Raw genomic sequence first — 25,199 nt, forward strand, 5'->3', positions numbered from 1 at the left:
TATGCGTTTGTGGTATCAGTCCTATACGATTCAGCCCATTTATCGATCAATGCCTAACCCGGTAGTTTGCTCCCCACGCCATCATCCAATGATTAGCCGGGAGCACCCACACGATGCGAACCACCCTGAAAGCCTCGTTCATGGCCGCCATGATCGGTATGTCGGGCGCTGAACTTCATGCGGCGGACTATAAGCAAAACCCCTTCACCCTGGCCTACGACGGTGCGTTGAAAAACAACGAACCGGGCAAGGTCAATATTCACCCCGTGAGCTACAAGCTCAACGGTCTGGACATCGCCGCCAACGTCTACACGCCGGCAGGCTATGACGCGGCCAAGCACTATCCGGTGATTGTGATCGCCCACCCCAACGGGGGCGTGAAGGAACAGGTCGCGGGCCTGTATGCCCAGCGCATGGCTGATCAGGGTTACATCACCATCACTGCGGATGCGGCCTATCAGGGGGCCAGCGGCGGTGAGCCGCGCAACGTCGACAAACCGGCGTATCGCATCGAAGACATCCACGGCATGGCGGACTTTATCGCCAACTATCCAGGTGCCGATGCTGCGCGCCTGGGCCTGCTGGGGATCTGCGGCGGCGGTGGCTACTCCCTGGCGGCGGCGCGCACCGATAAGCGTTTTGCGTCGATCGCCACCGTGAGTATGTTCAACTCAGGCCTGGTGCGTCGCAATGGCTACCAGGACTCGCAAGTGGCCACGATCCAGCAGCGTTTGCAGCAGGCCTCCGCTGCCCGCGCGCAAGAAGCCGCCGGTGGCCCAGTGGTGTACACAGGCGATGCGAAGTTGACCGACGAGCAAATCGCCAAGCTGCCGTTCGACCTGTATCGACAGGGTTTCGAGTACTACGGCAAGACCCACGCCCATCCGAACTCCACCTTCAAATACACCCTGAGCAGCTTGCTGGACCTGATGAGCTTTGATGCCACCGACCAGATCGAGCTGATCGACAAGCCGTTGCTGATGATCGCCGGCAGCAAGGCCGACAGCCTCTACATGAGCGAGCAGGCCTTCGCCAAGGCCACCGGCACCCAGGACAAGCAACTATTCAAGATCGACGGCGCGACGCATATCGAGACCTATTGGGTGCCCGCGTATGTCGACATTGCCATCGTGCAGCTGAGCGCGTTTTACGCCAGAACCCTTTGATTCGGAGGCCAGCACCATGAATAAAACCCTACTGGGTATTGCGATGTGCGCCACCGCGCCGTTTGCTGCGGGCGATACTGAGTCCCAGGAGATCCGCCGCGCGCAGAGCCAGGCGAGTGTTGCCGGGCCGGAGGCGTATTTCTCCGGGCAGGTGCGTGTCGATCCGCTGTTTCCGGCCTCGGATGAGATCAATGCTTCCGGCGCCTATGTCAGCTTTGAAGCGGGCGCCCGCTCGGCCTGGCATACCCACCCGGCAGGCCAGCGCTTGGTGGTGATGTCGGGCGTGGGGTTGACCCAAGAGTGGGGCAAACCGGTACAGCGGATCTTGCCGGGTGATGTGATCGTCTGCCCGCCGGGGGTGAAGCACTGGCACGGCGCCGCGCCGAACAGCGCCATGATGCACTTGGCAGTGACGGGCACGGTGGACGGTAAAAACGTCGACTGGATGGAAAAGGTCACCGATGCCGAATACGGTGCGTCACTGAACCCCTCGGCGCGCAGCGACAGTGCGTTGTCGGCCAAGCAGCAGTCCATCCCGTTGATTGCGGCGGCGATGGCCACCAGTAATCTGCCTGCGCTTAATGGGGCGTTGAACCAGGGCTTGGATGCCGGCTTGGCGGTCAGTGAGGCGAAGGAAATCCTGGTGCAGTTGTATGCCTATACCGGTTTCCCGCGCAGCCTGAATGCGTTGGGTGAATTGATGCGCGTGGTGGAGGCGCGCAAGCAACGGGGCATCAAGGATGACCAAGGGCGTGAGCCTGTGGCCGTCATTCCGGTGGGTGAGCAACTGTTGGTACTGGGCAAGGCCAACCAGACGACAATCGCTGGTGCCGAGGTGAAGGGGCCGCTGTTCGACTTTGCCCCCGTGATCAATCAGTACCTGCAAGCGCATTTGTTCGGCGACATCTTTGCGCGAGACAACCTCGATTGGCACAGCCGCGAACTGGCGACGGTGGCTGCCCTGGCTGCCATGCCAGGGGTGGAGCCGCAGTTGCGCTCCCATGTGGCGGCCAGCCTTCGGGTGGGTGTAACGATGGATCAATTGCGCCAACTGGCCGCGTTGCTGGCAGAGCAGGGCGAGGTGGAAGCGGCCAGGCGTGCGACCGAGGCCATGGCCGAAGCGTTGTAACGAGCTGGCTTTTTGTGGTGAGCGGGGCAAGCCCCAATGCCAGTCAGTTAAGGGCAAACACCGTCAGTGTGGCGAGGGAGCTTGCTCCCGCTGGGCCGCGTAGCGGCCCCAAAGATGGGACTGCTGCGCAGTCCAGCGGGAGCAAGCTCCCTCGCCACAGGTTAGCTTTTACTCTTTCTAACCCTTAACTGACTGGCATTGGGGCAAGCCTGCTCACCACAACGGCCCTCTCAGCCCCGATAGCGCAACGTCTCGCGCAACAAGGTAAACGCCGGTGAACTCTGGCGTCGGCTCGGGTAGTACAAATGGTAGCCGGAGAAGGGTTCGCACCAGTCTTGGAGCACGCGCACCAACCGGCCCTGCGCCACGTGTTCGAGCACCAAGTCCTCGGGCATGTAGGCCAGGCCCAAGCCCTGCAACGCCGCCTCCAGGCGCATGGCAATGGTGTTGAACACCAATTGGCCCTCGACGCGTACGTTCAAGGTCTGTCCGTTTTTTTCAAACTCCCACGCATACAACCCGCCATGGGTGGGCATGCGCAGGGTGATGCAGTTGTGCGCCATCAAGTCGTTGGGGATCGTAGGCGTCGGGTGGCGGGCGAAGTATGCAGGCGCGCCCACCACCGCCATGCGCATATCCGGGCCGATGCGCATGGCGATCATGTCCTTGGCCACTTGTTCACCCAACCGCACGCCTGCATCGAAGCCTTGCGCCACGATATCGGTGAACCCGTAGTCAACGATGATCTCGATGCTGAGGTCAGGATTGTCCGGCAGCAACTTGGCCAGCATCGGGTGCAGCACTGTGATCGCCGAATGCTCGCCTGCGGTGATGCGCAGCTTGCCCATCGGCTTGTCGCGGTATTCGCTGAGCAAGGCCAGTTCGCTGTCGATCTCTTCGAAGCGGGGCGCGATCACCTGTAGCAGGTGCTCACCGGCTTGCGTGGCCGACACACTGCGGGTGGTACGCGCCAACAAACGCACGCCCAGGTGTTCTTCCAACTGGCGCATGGCGCGGCTCAGTGCCGGCTGCGACATGCCCAGCCGGGCGGCCGCGCGGGTGAAGCTGCGCTCCTGGGCCACGATGGCGAAGATTGCCAGTTGGTCGTAGCGTTCGGTAGTCATTGATGCAGGCCTGGTATGAGTGGGGTTTGGATTATGCCTGGTGTGGTGTGCAAAAAGGGTGGAATGAACCGTGATGGTCCGGTTGCCGGCTCACTGATGAAACCTGCGACCCAACGCATCCAGCCGAACGGCAATCGGTGGCAATTGTTCACTGCTGCGCGCCAACGTCTGAACATCTTCGGCGGTGCTTTGAGCAATGCTCTGCACCGACTGCAAGCGCTCGACAATCTCCAGGTTCGCCGACGTCTGCTCCCGCGTGGTGGCCACAATGCGCCCATTGAGTTCATCGATATGGGCGATGTCATGACCGACGGCCTTTAGCATGGCCACCGCGAGCTGACTGTCTTCCACACAACGCTCTACCCCCTGGCGGCTGTCGTGCATGGCGTCTACGGCTTGGCGGCTGCCGTGTTGCAGGCCTTCGATGATGGTTTTGATTTCCTGGGTGGAGACCGCGGTGCGCTGAGCCAGGCTGCGGACTTCGTCGGCGACGACGGCGAAGCCGCGGCCTTGCTCGCCAGCGCGGGCGGCTTCGATGGCAGCGTTGAGGGCGAGGAGGTTGGTTTGGTTGGCGATGCTGTTGATCACTTCCAATACCGTGCCGATCTGTTCGGCTTTTACGGCCAGGCCTTCGACGGTTTCGTTGGTGCCGATGAGGCGGGTCGCCAGTTGGGTGATTTCATCCTGGGCACGGCCAACGCTTTCCTGGCCACGCAGGATTTGTTGGCTGGCCTTGCCCGCGTGTTCGACCGCTTGTTCGACGTGCACAGTAATGTCGCCCATGGCGTCTTCCATGCGTTGCATCGAGCCATTCATCTGGGTGATTTGCGCCAACTGGTGGCGGGCTCCTTTTTCCAGGGTGCCACTGGCGCTGGCCAGCGCCTGGCCGAGTTGGCCAAGGCCGTGGGAATCGCGGGTGACGCCGTCGATCAGGTGGGTGAGCTGTTGCAGGAAGTGGTCGAAGCGCTTGGTCAGGGAGACATGCACCTTGCCTTCGCCCTGGGTGGTTTGCACGGTGAGTTGGGAGGTGACGGAGAGCATTTTTTCGAGCATCTCCTGGCTCTCCACCGCTTCGGCCTGGCTGTGTACCGCGAGGTAGAGCAAGGCGACGGTCTCCATCACCACGTAGAAAGCGTGCACGAACACCATCCCCCAGCCGCCGTGATGGTCCATCACAAACACGGGCAAGCCCTGATGCTGCAAAGCATGGAACACCACGTGGTGCACCGCGATGGTGAGCGCGGCCACCAGGATCGGCAGCCAGTCACGGTAGAAGGTCAGCACCGCCAACAGCGCGAAGATGCCGAAGTGGGATTCGATCACGCCCTGGGCCTGGTTGATATGCAGTGCAGCCATCACCATCAGGCCCGCACCCAGGCAGCATCGCATCACACGGGTCCCGCCGAGCGCACGGTACAAGGCCGTCAGCACCACACTGGTGCCACCGCCGACGATTACGGCTTGCAGCAACGTGTCGTGCCAGAACGCCAGGCCTACGGAGAACGCGAACATCAGCCAGATCAACGCCAGCATGATGCGGTCGGCCTTGCGGTAGTGCTCAAGGAAACGGGTGCGCAGGGGCATTCACTTTTACTCCGGAGGGTCGAGCCAGGAACAAAGCATGCGGCGTGCCACGATGGCACGCAGGGGTGCCAAGATTTATCGGCATGGGGAGAGGGGAACTTTAGGAACGGCCACCCGGATGGGTAGCCGTCGATCCGGTCGGGATCAGAAGCTGTACTTGGCCGTTACCCCAAAGCTGCGCGGGTTGCCGTAGGTGTCGGTGGCGCCCCAGGTCGGGCTGGTGCCAATGGCGGAGTAGTAGGTGCGGTCAAAGATGTTGTTGGCGTTCACTTGCAGGTCCAGGTGCTTGTTCACCTGGTAGCCCGCCATCAAGTCTGCAACGGCGTAGCTGCCTTGTTCCAGGCGGTAGCTGCCACCGTTGGCGAGGGTGACGTCGTTATACATACGGCTCTGCCAGTAAACGTTGCCACCGATGCGCAGTTTTTCCAGTGGCCCCTGGAAACGGTACGACGTGGTGAGCTTGAGCAGGCGTTCCGGGGTGTCGGTGTCGAAGCGCTGGTTGTCGTTGGCCGCATTAGTGTCCTTGATGTAGTGCGCGCGGGTGTAAGTGAAACCACCGCCGACCTGCCAGTTTTCGGTGAGCGCGCCTTGCAACTCCAGGTCGATACCCTGGCTGCGCACCAGGCCTGAGGCTTCGTAGCAGGTGAGTTCCGGGCAGCCCAGTTGAGTGGCGGCCTCGGTGGCGCGGTTTTTCTGGTCGATCTGGAACACGGCCAGGCTGGCGTTAAGGGCACCGTTGAAGTACTCGCCCTTGATGCCCACTTCGTAGTTCTCGCCGACGATGGGTTGCAGCACTTTGCCGGAGAGGTCCTTGCTGCTTTGCGGGGTGAAAATGTCGGTGTAGCTGGCGTAGACCGAGTATTGCTCGTTCAGGTCGTAGATGACCCCGGCATAGCGGGTGAGGTTGCGGGTGACCTTGTAGTCGCTGTCGGCGGTCTGGCGGTCTTGGTAGTCGTACCAGTCCAGGCGGGCGCCGAGGATCACCTTGAGCGGGTCGGCGATGTTCAGGCGGGTGGTCAGGTAGACGCCGTCCTGGGTGGTGATGCTGTGGCCTTTGCCATCGCGAGTGAAGTTCGGCTTGGCACCATTGAGCGGGTAGTTGGTGTCGTAGGGGCTGTATTCCTTGGAGGTGGCGTCGTAAATGCGCTTGCTGGTGCCGACCACCACTTCATGGGTACGACCAAAGGCTTCCACTGGCCCGCTGGCGAAGGTGTCGAAGGCGTACTGCTTGTCGTCCTGGTGAGACTGGTAGGCGGTGCGTGCCAGGGTGGTGTTGTAACGCGACTGGTAGGTGCCGGTGAACACCCCATCGAGTTGGGACGAGGAGCCGGCGACGTGCAGTTTCCAGCCGTTGTCGAAGCGGTGTTCGAGTTCGCCGAATACCGTATCGATGGTCAGTTTTTTGTTTTCCCAGTCGCTGCCGGGGTTGGTCGAGCGGGGCAGGTTCAGGTGATGGCCGTCGGTTCCGATGGGCAAGCCGCCCCAGAAGAAGTTGGTTTGATCCTCTTGCCGTGAGAAGCCCAGGGTGGCGGTGGTGTCCTCGTTCAGGTCGGCCTCGCCGATGGCGTAGAACAGGCCGTGATCGCTGTCTTCGCCGTCGCGGAAACTGTTGGCATCACGGTACGAACCCACCACGCGGCCGCGCACGGTGCCGCTGTCATTCAGGGCGCTGGAGGCGTCGAACTCGCCGCGATAGTCATCCCAGCTGCCGGCGGCTCCGGTGATGGATACCTGGGGTGTAGCAGTGGGGCGCTTGCGCACAAAGTTGATTGCCGCCGAGGGGTTGCCCGCGCCGGTGACCAGGCCGGTGGCACCGCGGATCACTTCCACGCGGTCAAACATCGCCAGGTTCGGTTGCACGCTGTTGCTGTAGCCGGAATAGGCGCTGGGCAGGCCATCGAACATCATGTTGTCGATGTCAAAACCACGGGAGCTGTAGGTTTGCCGGCCGGGGCCACTGGATTGACTGAGGAACAGCCCGGGGGTGTTTTTTACCACGTCGTTGACGCTGGTCATGGCCTGGTCGTCCATGCGCTGGCGGGTAATCACGGTCACCGCCTGGGGCGTTTCGCGCATGGTCAGGGGCAGTTTGGTTGCCGTCGCCATCTCGCCGGTGGTGTAGGACTGCGTGCCCTCGGTGGTTTCACCCAGTTGCTGGCCGGAAATCTCGGTGGCCCCCAGCTCAAGTGTGGTGGTTGGCTGCTGCGCGTCGGCGGCGAAGGCCGCTTGTGAGCTGGCAAGACAGATAGCCAGGGCCATCAGGCTGGGTGAAAAACCTTTGCCGCCGTGTTGGTGCACAGACATGGAACGTACTCTCCCCGAATGCCGTCCCTGGCAAATAATAAAAGTGTTGATAATTATTCGCATCAGTGTGACAGAACGTTTCAGAGCAAAAAAGTCTTTGGGAAGAATTAGTTAACGAATTTTTCACATATCAATTAGAGGCATTTGGCCATGCCTGCAATGTAAAGAGGCGTAAACATTGGCGTTTACGCCCCAAAGGATGACGACATTAATCAGGTGATTTTTTGCTTTCAGGGCGCCAGTTTGGTGAACACATAATCCCGATCCTTCACCAATGCCTGATGGCAGGCGAAGCACGTCTGGTGCTGCGCCTCATCCGCCGGCTTGCCGTTGATAAACCGGCCAAAGCCCCAACCGCCAGTGGCCGCGTATTTCTTCGAGTCCTTGACCATGAACTGCACCGTAGTGGCCGCGCCGGGGATCGAAGCGGTCTTGAAGTCCGGCGATTGCTCATGCTTCCACGCAAGCTTTGCCAGTACGGTGCCGTCGGGGAAGGGCAGCTTGCCTTCCCGGTAGGCTTTGAGCGCAGCGCTGTTGCCCAATACCACGCGCAGTTCGTTCAGCGGGTCGGCCTCTTGGGCGGGCGCCACCAGTTCCCATTGGCGATAGCCGTCAGGAATAGTCACGCCGTAGATCGGCGACGCGGCGCTGTCGGCCAGGACCATGGCGCTGGCTGAACTGGCCAACGCTGCTACCACCAAGTACACGCGCTTCATCACAGATGATCCGCATCAATCACTGCCTTGGCGAACGCCTCGGGCGCTTCCTGCGGCAGGTTGTGGCCGATGCCGCCGTTGATCAGGCGGAATTCATACTTGCCGGTGAAGCGCTTGGCGTAGTCCTCGGGTGCCGGATGGGGCGCACCGTTGGCGTCGCCTTCGAGGGTGATGGTCGGCACGCCAATGGAAGGCGCCTGAGCGAGTTTTTGCTCCAGCGGTTCGTATTGGCTTTCACCCTGGACCAGGCCCAAGCGCCAGCGGTAGTTGAACACGGTGATGGCGACATGATCCGGGTTCTCCAGGCCCTTGGCGCTGCGGTCGAAGGTGGCGTCGTCGAACTTCCATTGAGGCGAGGCGGTTTGCCAGATCAGCTTGGCAAAGTCATGGGTGTTTTTCTGGTAACCGGCTGCGCCGCGCTCGGTGGCGAAGTAGAACTGGTACCACCACTGCAATTCGGCCTTGGGCGGCAGCGGGTTCTTGCCGGCCGCCTGGTTGCCGATCAGGTAGCCGCTGACCGACACCAATGCCTTGACCCGCTCTGGCCACAGTGCTGAGACGATATCCGCCGAACGTGCGCCCCAGTCGTAGCCGCCGAGTACGGCTTGCTTGATCTTCAGTGCGTCCATGAAGTCGATCACATCACTGGCCAGTGCCGCAGGTTGGCCGTTGCGCGGGGTTTTGTCCGAGAGGAAGTGAGTGTCGCCATAGCCACGGGCATAAGGAATCAACACCCGGTAGCCTTTGGCTGCCAGCATCGGCGCCACTTGGGCATAGCTGTCGATATCGTAGGGCCAGCCATGCAGCAGGATCACGGGCTGACCGTTGGCCGGGCCAACCTCGGCGTACGCCACATCCAGCAGCCCGGCTTTGACGTGCTTGAGCGCGCCGAAGCCTGCCGGGCTGGCATGGGCCGGCATGGGCAGGTTGACCTCGGGCATTTCAGCACTGGCCATGCCCATGACGCCGAACTGCAACAGGGCAAAGGCCAAAAAGAGTGGGCGTTTGGAGCGGCGATTCAACTGAGCGTGCATGGCGAGCCTCCTGTGGCTTGATGTGTGCCTGGCTCACAGTTGAACGCGGTGCTGTATCTGCTCTGTTTCAGGAAAGTGCGAGAGTTAAAGACTGTGTATCGCAGTGGCCCCTGTACACACTGCGATACAAAGCCCGCGTCAGAAGTCCATTCTCAAGCCCACCGTTGCCTGGCGGCCATTGTAGGTGTTGCTGTCCAGGTTGTGGTTGTAGCCCATTTCGCCGTACAGGCTGAAATCGCGTGCCAACTTAACGGTGGCACCGAGGCTCACATTCATCGTGGTGGACTTCTGTTCGGTGTCGATGTCGGTGACATCGGCAAAGGTCACCGTATTTTTCCCCGCACGGGTATGCCAGACGTTGGCGCGCAGATAGGGTTGCAGCGGCATGCCGCTGAGTTGGTAGTCGCCACGCAGGCGCACACCCAGGCGGGTGGTGAGGCTCGTGTTGGCGTCGTAGGACACATCGGAAATACCGTCGTTCTGGCTGTCCAGCTTGGTCTTGCTCACGATCACTTGGGCCTGGGGCTCAATGATCCAGTCCTGTGTCAACGGCAATGGCCAACCCACTTCTGCCGAAGCAGCAACGTTGTGCCCGCGGGTCTTCATTTTTACTCCGCGATCGGACTCGTTGTTGCCGTTCAAGCGTGTGCCCATAACCACCAGGTCCAGGTAGGCTTGGCTGGGGTTGATCAATGTCCAGTAGACGCCAAGGCTGTCGCTGCGCAAGGTGGTGCTGCCGGCCTGCATGTTTTGCCAGCCGTTGTTAAAACCTTTGATGTCGCCCGTCAAGCGGCTATGACCGACAAAGAACCCGGCACGCTGCGTCATGCCGTTGTCCAGGGTACTGGAAAGCAGATCCATACCTGCCTGAAACCCCGTGGTCGAACTGTCGAGTGTAGGGGCGGCGTCTCCCGCGAAACTTTGTCGGCCGTTACTGCCGTACACCCGCGCCCAGCCCGCCGTAAAGGGGGCGGCCTGTTGTTGCTGACTCTGGTCGCCCATGCGCTCGTGGTAGGTGCCCAGCATGGCCTGGACCAGTTGCTGGGCGGCAGGAAATAGCGCTGCGTAGAGCGGCACTTCATCGCGGTAGATCGGCGTCCCCGGGTCAGGCGGCAGTGGCGGAGTTCCATCCACCGGGGTTGGCAGCGGCACGATAATCGATGGGTCTGGGTCCGGTGGCGGAACGACAGGCACGGTGGAGCGCAGGTAATAGTTTTCGGCAGTGCCGGCGGTGACGCCGCCCTTGAACAAGTAGTAATTGAATGCCCCCGCCGAGACAGGCCCGGCAAGGCTGAAAGAACTGGCGCTGCCAGTGGCGCCATTGATGGCCTGCACCACCTGGATGCCATCTTGCAACGTCGCTGCACCCGCGCCGCCCAGGTTAGTGATGCTGATGCCGGTTGTGCCACTGAGGGTGCCCTGGCTCACCACCAGCTTGTCGCTGGCCGAACCGTCGGCGCCCAGCACGGTTTGCAGGGCGAGCTTGCCGCTGGCGCCGTTGTAGTTGCCATTGACGGTCAGGGTGTCGGTGGCACTGGTACTGCCGGTGGTCATGTCGATGGTGCCGAGGTTGTTCAATGTCGCCGACAGGGTAGGGTCGTAGGCGCTGATCACGCCCGTTCTCACAATCAGTGCGCTGGAGACATTGACGTTTAGAGTACCGGTTCCAGTGCCGGTATCGCCTAGGGTCAAGGTGCCACCTAGGGTGAACTGTGCGTTGTTATTCAGGTTTACTTCTTCCCAGTTCAAATACCTTTCTGGCGTAGTGAGTTGGCTGTTATCGCTGGTGAGGATATCGAAGCCGGTTCCCCCATCGATCAGCGGGGTAGACGCCACGTTTGTTTCGGTCAGGCCTTGCAAGAGTGCGGTGTCATTATCGCCCCCCATCAAGATAAAGTTATTGACCTTCCCTGCACCGATCCATTCGAGCCGGTCCGCACCAACGCTCATCAAAATCTGCCCATTCACCGTGCCGCCGGTGATGCGTACGAGGTCTGCACCGCCGCTGACGCTGATGTTGCCGCCGATATAACTGGTGCCCGAAACCAAAATAGTATCGTTGCCAAAGCCGGTCACAAGGTTGGTAATGATGGTACCCCCTTGCATATCGAAGAAATTGTCATCGAGCAGCATATTGACCCGGCCTATGCTGCCGTCGGTCATGGTCGCGTGGTCCCCGGATAAAAACGCGCCGACAATGGTTCCCCCGCTCATGTAGAAGTCGTCGAGCCCGTCACCTTGATCCACATCGCCAAGGATCGTGCCGCCGCTGATACTGATGCTGTCTACCCCCGCGCCCTGGTTCACCGAGGCAATCGTACCGCCACTGAACTGCACGATATCCGAGCCTGATCCTTGGATCAGCGCGCCAGTAATCGTGCCGTTGTTCATCTGGAAAATGTTGTTTCCGTCACCCTGATTCAGTGAGCCGTTTATCTGCATGCCCGTGCTACTGGGGTCGAGGATTGTAACGATGTCGATCCCAGCACCAAACGTGGCATTGCCTGCGATGGTGCCGGTCCCGCTCATGCTCAATGTATTGTTGCCGCCGGTGTCGGTGAAGCCCGCCGCAATGCCGCTGGTGCAGTTGTAGGTGTCGTCCCCGGCCGTGGGCACGATGACACAGGCGCCCCATCCGATGGCAGGCCAAATGACCACGGCCAGGGAGCAAGCGAAACCTAGAAAACGAGCAGCGGTTATCCGTGTGCGCATGATCCGTCCTCAAGCAAGAGGGAAGGTGCCCGCAACCTGCAACGGCGGGCGCGGACCAGACCATGACAACGTGATGCACGATACGGATCAGGGACAGCGATAACCTATTTCGGAAAACATCGGCCAATGCAAAGGGTTGGCATGGCTTTCTCGACTGCACATCACGCTGCGCAGCGCTGTTTGCACCTTAGTTGCAGATAAACCAAGGCGCTACTGTCAGAACTAACAGGTATAGACGAGTCAGGGCCTATGCAAACACGATTTCATAGGGATCACGCATGCGCTCAAGCAAGACCTGAGCGAGCATCGGCGCCAGGCCAATCTCGGGGTCGCCGACCAATTGGCTGGCATACGCATGGGCCGCATGCAGCTTGCGCGCGACGCTCCAGCTGTCGAGCCGGACCTTGCGGGCGCGCTGCCACGGAATGATCGAGCCTTCCCGCGCCGGCCAATGCCACGCCCAGATCGGCAGTTCGTAAAGACGCGCGCCTACCAGGCTGCAGGCCTTGGCGCTGGCGCGGCCGACCGCGTCGTGATCGTCGTTGCCATCGTTGCGCCAAGTGGTGAAGACCACATCGCCCGGTTGCAGGTAACGCGCGATGAACTGGCTCAAGGGCTGCTCGCGTGCGGCCAGGGCGTTGTCGCAAAAGCCGCCTCGGATCCATTTCAGGCTATGCAACGGCATGCCGAGGCGCCGCAGGGCTTCGGCGCTTTCCTGGGGCCTGACCACACTCAAACGGCTGGCCGGCCATACATGGGAGCCTGGGTGGCTGGCGCTGCCGTCAGTCACGGAGATCAGTTGCAATGGGTGTTCCAGGGCGCTGAGCAACTGCAGCAAACCGCCACAGGCCAGCACCTCATCGCCGGGGTGAGGAGCAATCACCACCACGCGTGCGCCCGGAGGCACCAATGAATTTGGATGGATGACGGGAATCTGGGCCAGTTGGGGCGCACTGTTCCAGACTTGCTCGGGGCCGCGACGGCCTTCGCCTAGGGAGGCAGGTTTCATGGGTGACACATCCTTGTCAGTTGATGCTGGGTCGTACCCCGATGCCGGGACGACACTCTATTTATTCACCGCAGACTCCGCCGTGGTGATTGCGCGGCATTCCAACCCTGGATTACCGGCAAGGCGTGATCAGCATAGTCAAGGATTCGGCGCTTTTACATTTTGTCATGTCGTTTTTTTCATACGCTCTGCAACAGACCGTTCAGGTAACCGCCAAATCCTCCCGCTGCTCGGCTGTCCAGGCGGGCGCTGGTGATCACTTGTGGGGTGTGGCTCCAGGCGATGGAGGCACCACATCGCTCCAGGTTGCGCACCAATTGCACGTCTTCATGACAGGCCAGTGGTTCAAACCCGCCGGCCTGCACGTACGCCCCGGCGCTCACCCCCAGGTTAGCGCCGTGGATATGCCGGTGCCCGTCGTGCGCCTGGTAGGCCTGGTGATAGCGAATCTGGGCCGTGCGGTCGAACGATTCGTCCCAACTGTCCACCGTCACCGTGCCGCAGACCGCATCGGTGCCCAACGCCAGCTGCGCGACCAGCCAGTCAGGCGCGACGCGGCTGTCGGCGTCTGTGCAGGAGATCCAGCGCACGCCCTGATTGAGCAGGTGCCGCGCACCCACTCCGCGCACATGCCCAACGTTGCGCGCCTGCACGTGCAGGCATTGCACGCCGAATCCTTCGGCAATCGCCGCGCTGGCATCGCTGCAGCTATCGAGTACCACCAGGATATGTACGGTTTCACGCAGCAGCCCCGGGTGGCTGGCTGCGATTATCGCCGCCTCCAGGCAATCGCCGAGCAACGCCTCTTCATTATGTGCCGGGATCAGAATACCAATCATCGCAAGCCCTCAAGGGTGGCAACCGAGGTGCCGTCCCGGCTCCACAGGTCGAGGAGAAAGTCGTGTTCGTGATGGCTTGCTACGAGGGGCATCGACAGGCGCTGGTGGAGCAGGGCGTGCACGTGTTCGCCGGTCTGTGGGCACCCCTCGATGGCGGGGCGCCAGTGGCAAGCGAGCAGTTGGCCGGTGTCGCCCAGGGCGATGAGGGCGCGGTCGATGAGGCGGTTCAGGTCATCGGCATCGAGGTAGTAGCACCACTCGCTCAATACGATCAGGTCGAACGTGCCTGCCGGCCATTGTTCCGGCAGGCGCGCCTGCTGTACGTGGGCATGGGGGAATCCCAGTAAACGGGTGTTCGCCAGGGTGACGGCGGCGCTGGCGGTGTCGCAACTGAGCAGGCGGTCACAACGGGGCGCCAATTCGGCGCTCAGCTCGCCGTTCGCACAGCCGGGCTCAAAGACTGAGGCATAGCGCGGTCGAGTCAACACGGCCAAGGTCAGCGCACGTTTGCGCCGTTCATACCAGCGTTGGCGAAAAGCCCAAGGGTCATCATTGTCGGCAAACAGTTGGTCGAAATACGGCGTGGCCACACTCATACAAACACCACTTCAAAAGGCATGAGCAAACGTTCGATGACATAGGGGGCCAACACCGGCGGCAGGCCGATCTGCGGGTCACCCTCCAGTTGGCTGGCAAAGGCATGGATGGCATGACGCTTGCGGGCGATGGTGGCACAACTGAGGGCGATCTTGCGTGCACGATGCCACGGCACCTGGCTGTCCTCGGCGGTTGCCCAGTGCCAGGTCCACACCGGCAACTCGTACAAGGTGGCCCCCACGCGTTGTGCCGCTTTGGCGCTGGCCCGGCCGACGGCTTCATGATCACAATGGCCGTCCTCGCGCCACGTGGTAAACACAGCATCGGTGGGCTTGAGGTAACGCTGGATAAACCCAACGAGTTCTTCCTCCCGTGCGGCCACCTGCCCGTCGGGGAAGCCCGCCCGCAACCACTTCAAACGGTGCAACGGCAACCCCAGGCGGTGTAGCGCCTGCGCCGACTCTTGCGGGCGTACCACGCTCAGGCGCTCCACCGGCCAACGGCTGGAGCCAGGGTGGCTGGCGCTGCCGTCGGTGACGGAAATCAACTGGATCGGCCGGCCCAGCGCCGCCAGCCCTTGCAACAGGCCACCACAGCCCAGCACTTCATCGTCCGGGTGCGGCGCGATAATGACCGCCCTGTGCCCTTCGGGTACCAATTGCGCGGCGCTGATGTTGGGTAGCTCTGCCAGCCGCGTCGACGCCTGCCAATGCTGCAGCGACGTACCCTGGCCAACGATTGGATTGGGTTTCATAACTGCCACCGCCCGCTGGGTTCGCCTGCCACCTGTTCGCCGAGTGAGGCCAGGTCGCGCTCGGCATGGCTTTGTCGCATATACACGGGCAAGTCCGTCATCAACTGGGCGAAATGCGCGTCTTTGCAATACGGCCCCGCGCCCACGGCCCGGCCCACGTGATGCATCACTTGCTCGACCACGTCCTCGATACACGCGCGGGTCAGCTGGGCGACTTGCCGGGCATTGGCTAGCGGCTCACGGTCAACCTGCGCGGCACTGTCGCGCAGCACACAGGCGGCACTGTTCAGTGCGCTATCAACGGCTCCCAGATGGGCAAGGGCATGGGGCTCGGCGTACTTGGCGCATTGCTCGCGCAGTACTTCGCCCAGACGTTGCGCCGCACCGTACCAGCAGGCGGCAATGCCGATACCGCCGTGCCAGAAACCCGGCCGCGACAGATAGTCCCCCGGGCCGCCGACGGCAAGGCCCATGACCCCGTTGAACACGACCTCGACACTGCCCGTGGCGGCCATCCCCACGGCGTTCCAGCCCTCTGCGGTGACCGTGACACCGGGCTGCTGCATCTGCACCGCGACCAGTTGCTGATGACCTGTTTCGTCCCAGGCGGTCAACAACCCATGGCTGACCACCGCCGCGCCAGAGCACCAGGCTTTACGCCCATCGACGACTAATCGCGGGCCTTCGCGGCGCACCTGCACCCTGGCAGCGGGCGGCTCCGCTGCCCACATGCCCCAGGTACTGCCTACGGGCGGTAGCGGGCTGTTGAGTTCGTGGATAATGGCCAACGCATCGGTGTGGCCTTCATACAACTTGCACAGGCGCAGGTCATGCCCAGCCACCTGCGCCAGGCGGCTGAAACGCTCCAACGTCTGGCCGCTACCGGGCATCGGCAACTGGTCCAGCCCTTCGTCCTGAAGTGACTTCAGGGCGTTCCACAGCGCTTGCGTATCCGCATAGGCCCGGTTGCCTTGAAGGAGTCCATGCAGTGCCATTTCACACCTCTTCCTCGTATTGCAGCTCGAACAACAACAGAGAACGACCGGTGACAGCATACTCGTGATCGAATTCGAAGCGCTCCTGGCCGCGTACCGACGTTTGGTTGGTGTCCACCATGCAGGTCCAGAACCCGCCCTCGGGCACCGGCGGCAGGCGGAAATTGACCATGTCATGGTGGGCGTTCACCACCAACAGCAACGTGGCGTCGGCCCCTGGACGACGAATCCCGGTTTCCTGGGCACGGCCATCCATCAGCATGCCGAGGCAACGACCATGGCTGTCCTGCCATTGCTCAGTCGTCATTTCGTTGCCGTCCGGGGCCAGCCAGGTCACGTCTTTTACGCCGATGTCTTCGTTGTAGTCACCCACCAGGAAGCGTCCGCGCCGCAGGATCGGGTAGGCCAGGCGCAGCTTGATCAAACGTTTTACAAACTTGAGCAGCGCCTTGCCGTCATCGTCCAGGTCCCAATTGACCCAGCCGATCTCGCTGTCCTGGCAATAGGCGTTGTTGTTGCCGTGCTGGGTGCGGGCAAACTCGTCACCCGCCACGATCATCGGCGTGCCTTGGGCCAACAGCAGGGTGGCGAAGAAATTGCGCATCTGGCGCAAGCGCAACGCGTTGATCTCGGGGTCGTCGGTGGGGCCTTCGACGCCGTGGTTCCAGGACAGGTTGTTATTGCTGCCGTCCTGGTTGTTTTCGTCGTTGGCTTCGTTGTGCTTGTCGTTGTACGACACCAGGTCGTGCAGGGTGAAACCGTCGTGGGCGGTGATGAAATTCACCGAGCTGTAAGGCCTGCGCCCACGATGGTTGAACATCTCGCCCGAGGCGGTCATGCGCGCGGCAAAGTCGGCCAACTGGCCGTCGTCACCTTTCCAGAACGCCCGCACGGTGTCGCGGAAGCGGTCGTTCCACTCCACCCAACCCGGTGGAAAGTTGCCCACTTGATAACCGCCGGGGCCACAGTCCCACGGTTCGGCGATCAGCTTGAGCTGGCGCAATACCGGGTCTTGGCGGCAGGCCACAAGGAAACTATGGCGCTCGTCAAAGCCGTCGCGATAGCGCCCGAGGATCGTTGCCAGGTCAAAGCGGAACCCGTCGACATGCATCTCGTTGGCCCAGTAGCGCAACGAGTCGGTGACCATCTGCAAGACGCACGGGTGGCTCAAATCCAAGGTGTTGCCGGTGCCGGAATCGTTGATGTAGAAACGCTTGTCGTCAGGCATCAGCCGGTAGTAAGAGGCGTTGTCGATGCCGCGCATGGACAGGGTCGGGCCGCGCTCGTTGCCTTCGGCCGTGTGGTTGTAGACCACATCGAGGATCACTTCGAGCTTCTGCTCATGCAGGTGCGCGACCATCTCCTTGAACTCGGCGATCTTGCCGCTGGCCAGGTAGCGTGGGTCGGGGGCAAAGAACGCGATGCTGTTGTAGCCCCAGTAGTTGGTCATGCCTTTTTCCAGCAGATGCTGGTCGTTGACGAAGGCATGCACCGGCAACAGCTCTACCGAGGAAATACCCAACTGGCGAATGTGCTTGAGCACATCGTCTTCCATCAGGCCGGCACAGGTGCCACGCACCGATTCACCTACCGAGGGGTGGCGCATGCTGATGCCGCGCAGATGGGTTTCATAGATGATCGTACGGTCCCACGGCACCCGCACCGGCTGGTCGTTGCCCCAGGTGTGGGCGGGGTCGATCACCTTGCACTTGGGCACAAAGGGCGCGCTGTCGCGTTCGTCGAAACTGAGGTCATCGTCGGGGTGGCCGATGGTGTAGCCGAACAGGGCCTCGGACCATTTGAGCTCGCCCACCAACTGCTTGGCATAGGGGTCGATGAGCAATTTGTTGTGGTTGAAGCGATGCCCGTTGGCCGGGTCGTAAGCACCGTACACGCGGTAGCCGTAGATCAAGCCGGGGTGGGCGTCAGGCAAGTAGCCGTGGAAGGTCTCGTCGGTGTATTCGGGCAGCTCGATACGCTCCAGCTCCACTTCGCCGGTGTCGTCGAACAGGCATAGTTCGACCTTGGTGGCATTGGCCGAGAACAGCGCAAAGTTCACACCCAGGCCATCCCAGGTAGCGCCGAGGGGGAAGGGCAAACCTTCACGAATCCGCGACGGCTCGTTGCTGGGCGTCGCCTGTGTTTTGTCGGGTTTGCTCATGGTGTTGCTCCTGCAAGGGTCTTTTTTCGGGCCGAACGGCACCGTGCTGACGACTGGGCGTCAGTGAGTAATTCGATTCGGAGTGCGATCCCCCTGTGGGAGCGGGCTTGCCGTGGCGAGGGAGCTTGCTCCCGTTCGACAGCGCAGCTGGAGCCGGCTTATTAGGGGCGCTTCGCACCCCAGCGCAAGCAAGCTTGCTCGCCACAGCAAGCCTGCTCCCACAAGGGATCTGTGTTTAGCTGGCAGGCTTGCGCGGGGCCTTGGGCTTTTTCTCGGCCGCAGGCTTGGCGGCTGCCGCCTTAGGCTTCGCGGGAGCTTTCGGCTTAGCCGCAACCTTGGGCTTACTCGGCGTCAGCGCCTCGGCTTCCGCCAGCTTGCGCGCCATCTCCCAATGTCGCGCGTCCTCCCCGTGGGGTTTGCCTTCCGACTCCCAGATCTGATGCGCCAACTCGCGTACGCGTTTGTCTTCAGTACTCATCGCAATGCTCCTCACAGAAAATTTTCAGCTTTCTTGATCATCAGGATTGATAAAGACATTGACCGGGAAATCCCCCAGGGCAGTGCTGACCAACAGCTCCTTGTTTGGTGTGACTGCGCCTGTATGAAAAAGTCCCTTCCAGTTTTGTGTTGGTACGGTGAACGGTAATTTCACCCGCGTATCGCCCCAAACCTGCGCATTGATCTGGGGGGACACCCCGTTTTCCAGCAGGTGATGGGACCAGCGTGGCACCACCACCAACAGGCGTTTACCCGCGTGTTCGCGGTAAAACGCGACCACCCGTTCGGCATGTTTTCCCACCACGTCCAGCGGCGTGTAGGTGCCGTTACGGAACACCCCAGGATGCGCCTTGCGCACGGCCAATACCTGGGCAATCAACGCCTGTTTGATACGCCCGTCACGCCAGTTGAACAACAGTTCGCCGATATCCGGCGGGGTATCCAACGCCCGTTGCCGAGCATTGAAATCCACCGGGCGACGGTTGTCCGGGTCCACCAGGCTGAAGTCCCAGAACTCATCGCCCTGGTACAGGTCTGGCACGCCCGGCACTGTCATGCGAAGCAAGGATTGCGCCAGGCTATTGACTGCACCGGCGGGCGCGATGGCTTGGGCGGCGTTGCCAATGGCGGTGCGCAGCGCGTGGCCTTCATCGCTGAGCAAAAGGCGCGACAGGAACCCTTCGACGCCTTGTTCATAGGCCTCGTTGGGCGCGCTCCAGCTGCTTTGCAGCTTGGCTTCACGCAGGGCTTTTTGCTGCCATTGCCACAGGCGCTGCCGGTAGCCTTCGATGTCATGGGGCTGGTCGAGCGGCCAACTGCCCAACAGCACCTGATACAGGATCAGCTCATCGCCGGTCGAGGGGCTGCTTTCTCCGCGCAAGGGTGCAGCCAGGGTGCGCCATTCCTCCACCTGCTCGACAAACCAGGGCGCGCACTCACTGAGTACCGCCAGACGCGCGCGGGTGTCTTCGCCACGTTTGTGGTCATGGGTGGCCGTGGTCAGCAAGTTGTCGGGGAAGGACTGCAGGCGCTGTTGGTTGACCGCATGAAATTCGCCCAGCGGCGCGCTGAACTGTTCAGTGCTGAACCCCACATCGTTACGCGATAGCAGCACCGCCGAGCGATAGAACGCCGTGTCTTCCACCGCCTTGGCCGCCGCAGGCGAGGTCAGTTGCTGGAAGCGCACACAGGCATGCTTGAGGATCTTGCGCTCGCGGCCCACCGGACGATCACGCCAGGGCTGGCCACCGAGCCAATTGGCCAGGTGATCGAGCACCGGCCAGTCGCCTTCGCCCAGGGTGCTACGCGCACCGTCCATGGCCTGCTGGAACAGCGCATCGTCCGCAGCGCTGCGGCCACGGGCGCTGATATAGGTGCGGTACACCGGAAAGTGCACGATCAGTTCCTGCAAGGCGCGGCGGATCGCACCCAGGGTCAGGTCACGGGTCATGACATCGTCGCGGGCCACTTGCAGCAGGGCCTGGGCCACGCTTTCGAAGTCGCCGCCGAGGGAGCCATTGAGGATTTGCTGGCGCGCCAACCGGGCTTCTTCGGCAAACGCCGAGGGGCGTTCGCTGTGGCGGGTCCAGAGGTCGGCCAGCGGCTCAAAGCCGTCCGGATGATGTTGCAGCAGTGACAGTTGGTTCATGAATTCGTAGCCGGTGGTGCCGTCCACTTGCCAATCTTCTCGAAGGGTTTCACCTTCGCCGAGAATTTTCTCTACGAAGATGGGCAGGTGCCGATCTGGCGACAACGCGTCCACCCGGCGGCGCAGCTTGCGGCAATACCCTCGCGGGTCGGCCAGGCCGTCGATATGGTCGATACGCAGCCCATCCACCAGGCCTTCGCTGATCAGCTCGAAGATCTTGCCGTGTGTGGCTTCGAACACAGCGCTGCGTTCTACCCGCAAGCCGCCCAGTTCGTTGACGTCGAAGAAACGCCGCCAGTTGATATCGTCTGCCGCCGTGCGCCAGCTGGCGAGCCGATAGGCCTGTTGCTCCAGCAATGAATGCAGCCGGTCGAAATCGAATGTCGCCAACTGTTGTTCGATAGCGCGAAGCACGTCGCCCTCGGTCGCCCGTTCGGCCAGTGCCTGTTTGAGCCATGCCGCTTCGTGGTAGGCGTCGTCCTGGTAGGCGAGGGCGCTGAAACGCTCGGCGAGCGGCTTAAGCAATGGATCATGGCCGAGGATCGCCGCGTAATCGCGAGGGCAGATCGGGAAGCGGTGTTCGTAATGCTCCACGTAGAACGCGCCGTGGGCGGCATCAAAGCGCAGGGCAACCGTACCCGTCAGCAGGGCTTCGCCGTAGTCGCTGCCCAGAAATGGCATCAGCAACTGGCCCTTGAGCAGCGGGTCGGGTGAATGCCACTGGATATCGAAAAACTCGCTATAGGGGCTTAAGCGGCCCCATTCCAGCAAGTCCAGCCACCAGGGGTTATCGGCGCCGCCCACGGCCATGTGGTTGGAGACGATATCGAGGATCAGGCCCATATCGTGTTCACGCAATGCCGCGACCAGCCGGCGCAATGCTGCCTCACCGCCCAACTCCGGGTTGACGCGGGTGGGGTCGGCCACGTCGTAGCCGTGCATGGAGCCGGCGCGTGCGCTGAGCAACGGCGAGGCATACAGGTGGCTGATGCCCAGACGAGCGAAATACGGCACCAACGGCACCGCGTCGTCCAGGGTAAAACCTTTATGAAATTGCAGGCGCTGGGTAGCGCGCAGGGGCAGTGCTTTCATCGATCACGCTCATAGGCTTGGTTGCGCGCAACGGCGAGTAACTCCAGACGGCGGGCGGCGCTGTCATTGTCGAGCAGGTCGGAGGCTTCACCCGGCAGGCGTCGCCGCCAATTAGGGTGAGTGTCGATAGTGCCGGGCAGGTTGGCCTGTTCCTCGATACCCAGCGCGTCCTCCAGCGGCAGCAAAACCAGAGGCGCACGGGTGTGGCCAAGGTAGCGCACGCTGGCGTCGATCATATGGTCGGTGTCATTGCGGATCTCATCGACAAAGTTCTGCGGGTCCTGGCTCAGTGCCTGGCGCAAGGCCTGGCGTTCGCGCAGACGGTGTTCGCTCCACTGTTCCACGGTCGGCGCATCGATCAGGCCGAGCTGGATATTCCATTCGATATCGCGGCTGTGCCACCAGCCATTAAGGGTGGGCAGGTCGTGGGTACTGGTGGTGGCCAGGGCGTTGTCCGGCCAGTCGAGGATCGGCTTGAAGTGGCCATCGTGATTCTGTTCGAACAACAGCACGCGCATGCCCAGAATCGAACGGCCGATGAGTTTCTCCCGCAGGCCATCGGGCACGGTACCCAGGTCTTCACCGAGCACAATGGCTTGGTGGCGATGGGATTCGAGGGCGAGCAAGCGCAGCAGGTCATCCACCGGGTAGTACAAGTACGCGCCTTCGCGGGGCGAGGCGTCCATGGGGATCACCCACAGGCGTTGCAGGCCCATCACATGGTCGATGCGCAAGCCGCCGGCGTGGGCGAAATTGGCCCGCAGCATTTCGATAAAGGCGCGGAAGCCATTGCGCTTGAGACCTTCGGGCGAGAACGCCGAGATGCCCCAGCCTTGGCCGGCGCGGTTAAGGATGTCGGGCGGTGCGCCCACGGTGAGGTCGGCGAGTAATTCATCCTGGCGGCTCCAGGCCTGGCTGCCACCGCCGTCGGCACCCACGGCCAGGTCGGCGATCAGGCCCACACCCATGCCACTGCCCCGGGCGGCTTGCTGCGCGCGTTCCAGGCAGCGGGCGATCAGCCACTGGTTGAAGGCGAAATAGGCGATTTCATCGGCGTGTTCTTCGGCGAAGCGGGTGAGTGCGGGGCTTTGTGGGCTGCGCCAGGCTTCGGGCCAGTGGCGCCAGTCGAGGTCTTCGCCGGCAGCGGCACGCAGCGCTTGGACAGCCTCGAAACGGCAGTGGTTTTCCAGGGCTTCACCGCCGGCCTGGCGGAAACTCAGGAAGTCGGCATGTTGGGGGTGCTGGCCGTGGCGGAAGTCTTCATACAGTGCACGCAACAAACGTTGCTTGGCCTTGGCGGCTGCAGGCCAGTCGATCAGGGTGAGTTGTTCCAGGCTGCGCAACTCGTCCGTCAGGTCGAGGGCTTCAATGGCGTTGCGTACTTCGCGCTCACCGAGGATACAGCCGGGGGACGCATACAGGCTGTTGAGAAACAACCGGCTGGATGGCGAATATGGGCTGTAGCGCCCAGTATCGGCGCTGAACATCGCGTGCATCGGGCTGATCGCCAGGGCATCGGCACCGCGTTCGGCCGCCGAACGCGCCAGGTGCTCCAGGGCCAGGGTATCGCCGAAGCCGCCATCGCCCAGGCGACGTAGCGCATACAACTGGGCGCTGAGGCCCCAGGCGCGGGCGGGCTGGCTGTCTACCGCTTCGGCCACGCTGTAGCAATGGGTGGGGGCGACGGCGAGGGTGAAGACCTGGTCGTTGATGTGCACCTGGTGGTAACCCAGGGCGATCACGCCGGGCAGCACGCCATCGCCGTCCAGACGCAGTTCCAGGGTTTCGCCGTTTTCCAGGCTGACCCGGCATAGGGTGTCGGGTTCGAAGTAGCGGGCCAGGTCAAGGCCGTCGCCGCTGTCGATGGTCATCAGCGGCGGCAGGTGTTTGTCTTGTTGCGCTTGCTCAAGCTCCAACAGGCTGGCGTCGACCTCGGCGTCGCTGTCAGCCGGGTGGCCCAGGCCTTTGAGTACTGCGCGCAGGGCGTCGGGTGTCACACGTTGCGGGCGGCCGTTTGCGTCGATCCAATCGACGGCCAGGCCCGCTCGGCTGGCGAGAATTTCCAGGTTCGCTTCGCTCAAGGGTGCTCTCCAACAGGGGATAGGGTGACGCGTGCGCTGTAGGGCGGCAGGTGCGCGCCCTGGTTGGCAGGCGTTGCAAACAACAGGTGTTGCGGTGCGGGATGCGCCAGTGCGACGTCGCTCAAGTTCAGGTCGATCTGCAACAGGCTGCCGTCACCCAAGCGCCAGCGGGCCGTGACGGCGCCGTCGGCGAGCACCTGGGCGCCCAACGCCACACTGCCGGGCAGGTGCGGCACGATATGCCGATGGCGCAGGGCGAGCAGTTGCTGGTACAGCCGGGTGTGCGCGTTCTCGGTAAATGAGGGCGCCGATTGCTCAAAGGTGGGCAGGGCATTGGGGTCGGGGATGCGCTCGCGCCGCTCGGGGTCGTGGAACGCGGCGAAGTCGGCAAACTCGTTGCGCCGGCCTTCACGTACCGCTTCGGCCAACTCGCCGTGGTGGTCGGTGAAGAACAAAAAGGGCTCGCTGGCGCTGACTTCATCGCCCATGAACATCAGTGGGATCATCGGTGACATCAGCAACAACGTCGTAGCGGCCTTGAGCGCCTGGGGCGGGCACAGTTGATGCAGGCGTTCACCCAGGGCGCGGTTGCCGATCTGGTCATGGTTTTGCAAAAACAACACGAACGCGCTGGGGGGCAGGTGCGCGCTGGGTTCGCCGCGGGTGTGGCCATGGCGGGTGGACTCGCCCTGGTAGATAAAGCCTTCGCCCAGGCAGCGGGCGAGTTTGGCCGTGGTATCGGCAGCGAAGTCGCTGTAGTACGCGTCGGTTTCGCCGGTCAGCAACACGTGCAGGGCGTTGTGGCCGTCGTCATTCCACTGCGCGTCAAAATCGTGCTCCAGTAGGTTGGCCTGGTTGAATTCGTTTTCCAGCACCAGCCAGACGTGGCGGCCAATGTCCACTTGCTGGCGTACCCGCTGGGCCAGTTCCTTGAGGAAACCGGGGTTATCGATGGCGTGCACGGCGTCCAGGCGCAGGCCATCGAAGCGGTACTCCAGGAGCCACATCAAAGCGTTGTCGAGGAAAAAATCCCGCACTTCGCGACGGTCAAAGTCGATGCCCGCACCCCATGGCGTGTGCACGTCCTCGCGGAAGAAACCCTGGGCGTATTGGCCTAAGTAATTGCCGTCGGGGCCGAAGTGGTTGTAGACCACGTCGAGGATCACCGCCAGGCCGTGTGCGTGGGCGCTGTCGATCAGGTGCTTGAGTTGTTCGGGGGTGCCGTAGGACGCTTGCGGCGCATAAGGCAGCACGCCGTCATAGCCCCAGTTGCGCTCGCCGGGGAACTGCGCCAGCGGCATCAACTCAATGGCGGTCACACCCAGCTCGGCCAGGCGCGGCAAATGTTGTTCCACCCCGGCGTAGCCACCTAGCGCGCCGACATGCACTTCGTAGATCACTGCCTCGTGCCAGGGCCGACCTTGCCATTGGCTGTGACGCCATTCGTAGGCCAGTGGATCGACCACCAGGCTCCAGCCATGTACGTCCGAGGCCTGAGCCCGGGACGCTGGATCGGGGACGTCCTTTTCCCCGTCGATATTGAAGCGGTAGCGCGTGCCCGCTGGGCACGCTATTTCAGTTTCGAACCAGCCTTGCGCCTGGGGCAGCATGGCGATGGACTTGCCGTTTTCCAATTCAACGCTGACATAAAACGCGTCTGGCGCCCACAATGCAAAACGCGTGTGTTGCGCGTCCAGCATGATTGCGCCGTGGGGCCAGGTTTCCAGAGTCCGTGACGGCATCTACAGAGACCTCC

General features: G+C 62.0%; 18 protein-coding genes. 2 read left to right on the plus strand and 16 right to left on the minus strand.

The window, feature by feature from the left end; genetic code table 11:
* Positions 1–113 precede the first annotated feature (113 nt).
* Complete coding sequence (locus tag ACLD1Y_RS07910) at positions 114–1,166, plus strand: alpha/beta hydrolase (protein ID WP_429476982.1); 1,053 nt, start codon at positions 114–116, stop codon at positions 1,164–1,166.
* A gap of 16 nt (positions 1,167–1,182) precedes the next feature.
* Positions 1,183–2,295: a (R)-mandelonitrile lyase gene (locus ACLD1Y_RS07915; protein ID WP_429476984.1), complete on the plus strand. Its 1,113-nt coding sequence runs from the start codon at positions 1,183–1,185 to the stop codon at positions 2,293–2,295.
* Positions 2,296–2,525: 230 nt separating this feature from the next.
* Here ACLD1Y_RS07915 and ACLD1Y_RS07920 read toward each other — a convergent pair whose 3' ends face one another.
* The 16 genes from ACLD1Y_RS07920 to treZ all read right to left on the minus strand — a co-directional run bounded on the left by ACLD1Y_RS07920 (position 2,526) and on the right by treZ (position 25,185).
* The gene (locus ACLD1Y_RS07920; protein WP_429476986.1) at positions 2,526–3,419 is read right to left on the minus strand and encodes a LysR family transcriptional regulator; all 894 of its coding nucleotides are present in this window, start codon (positions 3,417–3,419) and stop codon (positions 2,526–2,528) included.
* 90 nt (positions 3,420–3,509) lie between these two features.
* Entirely contained in the window at positions 3,510–5,003 is a 1,494-nt protein-coding gene (locus ACLD1Y_RS07925; RefSeq protein WP_429476988.1) for a methyl-accepting chemotaxis protein, read from the minus strand.
* Positions 5,004–5,147: 144 nt separating this feature from the next.
* Positions 5,148–7,307 carry a TonB-dependent siderophore receptor gene (locus ACLD1Y_RS07930; RefSeq protein ID WP_429476990.1) on the minus strand — a complete coding sequence of 720 codons (2,160 nt, stop codon included), beginning with the start codon at positions 7,305–7,307 and terminating at the stop codon, positions 5,148–5,150.
* Positions 7,308–7,537: 230 nt separating this feature from the next.
* On the minus strand, positions 7,538–8,023 hold the full coding sequence (locus ACLD1Y_RS07935) for a cytochrome P460 family protein (RefSeq protein WP_429476991.1): 486 nt from the start codon (positions 8,021–8,023) through the stop codon (positions 7,538–7,540).
* Positions 8,023–9,057: an alpha/beta fold hydrolase gene (locus ACLD1Y_RS07940; protein ID WP_429476993.1), complete on the minus strand. Its 1,035-nt coding sequence runs from the start codon at positions 9,055–9,057 to the stop codon at positions 8,023–8,025. The genes ACLD1Y_RS07935 and ACLD1Y_RS07940 overlap by 1 nt, the downstream gene beginning before the upstream one ends.
* Positions 9,058–9,195: 138 nt before the next feature.
* Complete coding sequence (locus tag ACLD1Y_RS07945) at positions 9,196–11,769, minus strand: autotransporter outer membrane beta-barrel domain-containing protein (protein ID WP_429476995.1); 2,574 nt, start codon at positions 11,767–11,769, stop codon at positions 9,196–9,198.
* Between the two features lie 247 nt (positions 11,770–12,016).
* Positions 12,017–12,778 carry a PIG-L deacetylase family protein gene (locus tag ACLD1Y_RS07950; protein WP_429476997.1) on the minus strand — a complete coding sequence of 254 codons (762 nt, stop codon included), beginning with the start codon at positions 12,776–12,778 and terminating at the stop codon, positions 12,017–12,019.
* Between the two features lie 179 nt (positions 12,779–12,957).
* The gene (locus ACLD1Y_RS07955; RefSeq protein ID WP_429476999.1) at positions 12,958–13,617 is read right to left on the minus strand and encodes a glycosyltransferase; all 660 of its coding nucleotides are present in this window, start codon (positions 13,615–13,617) and stop codon (positions 12,958–12,960) included.
* Positions 13,614–14,213 carry an SAM-dependent methyltransferase gene (locus tag ACLD1Y_RS07960; protein WP_429477001.1) on the minus strand — a complete coding sequence of 200 codons (600 nt, stop codon included), beginning with the start codon at positions 14,211–14,213 and terminating at the stop codon, positions 13,614–13,616. The genes ACLD1Y_RS07955 and ACLD1Y_RS07960 overlap by 4 nt, the downstream gene beginning before the upstream one ends.
* Complete coding sequence (locus ACLD1Y_RS07965; RefSeq protein ID WP_429477003.1) at positions 14,210–14,968, minus strand: PIG-L deacetylase family protein; 759 nt, start codon at positions 14,966–14,968, stop codon at positions 14,210–14,212. Before ACLD1Y_RS07965 ends, ACLD1Y_RS07960 begins: the two co-directional genes overlap by 4 nt.
* Positions 14,965–15,963: an acyl-CoA dehydrogenase gene (locus ACLD1Y_RS07970; protein WP_429477005.1), complete on the minus strand. Its 999-nt coding sequence runs from the start codon at positions 15,961–15,963 to the stop codon at positions 14,965–14,967. Before ACLD1Y_RS07970 ends, ACLD1Y_RS07965 begins: the two co-directional genes overlap by 4 nt.
* Position 15,964: 1 nt before the next feature.
* Positions 15,965–18,124 carry a glycogen debranching protein GlgX gene (glgX, locus tag ACLD1Y_RS07975; RefSeq protein ID WP_429477006.1) on the minus strand — a complete coding sequence of 720 codons (2,160 nt, stop codon included), beginning with the start codon at positions 18,122–18,124 and terminating at the stop codon, positions 15,965–15,967.
* Positions 18,125–18,359: 235 nt separating this feature from the next.
* Complete coding sequence (locus ACLD1Y_RS07980) at positions 18,360–18,602, minus strand: DUF2934 domain-containing protein (RefSeq protein WP_429477008.1); 243 nt, start codon at positions 18,600–18,602, stop codon at positions 18,360–18,362.
* Between the two features lie 24 nt (positions 18,603–18,626).
* A complete protein-coding gene (locus tag ACLD1Y_RS07985) occupies positions 18,627–21,362 on the minus strand; it encodes a malto-oligosyltrehalose synthase (RefSeq protein WP_429477010.1) in 2,736 nt (911 codons plus the stop codon).
* A complete protein-coding gene (gene malQ / locus ACLD1Y_RS07990; RefSeq protein WP_429477012.1) occupies positions 21,359–23,443 on the minus strand; it encodes a 4-alpha-glucanotransferase in 2,085 nt (694 codons plus the stop codon). The genes ACLD1Y_RS07985 and malQ overlap by 4 nt, the downstream gene beginning before the upstream one ends.
* Positions 23,440–25,185 carry a malto-oligosyltrehalose trehalohydrolase gene (gene treZ / locus ACLD1Y_RS07995; protein ID WP_429477014.1) on the minus strand — a complete coding sequence of 582 codons (1,746 nt, stop codon included), beginning with the start codon at positions 25,183–25,185 and terminating at the stop codon, positions 23,440–23,442. The genes malQ and treZ overlap by 4 nt, the downstream gene beginning before the upstream one ends.
* Between the last annotated feature and the right edge of the window lie 14 nt (positions 25,186–25,199).

This window comes from Pseudomonas sp. 18175 (assembly GCF_050432925.1).
Taxonomy (GTDB): Bacteria; Pseudomonadota; Gammaproteobacteria; order Pseudomonadales; family Pseudomonadaceae; genus Aquipseudomonas.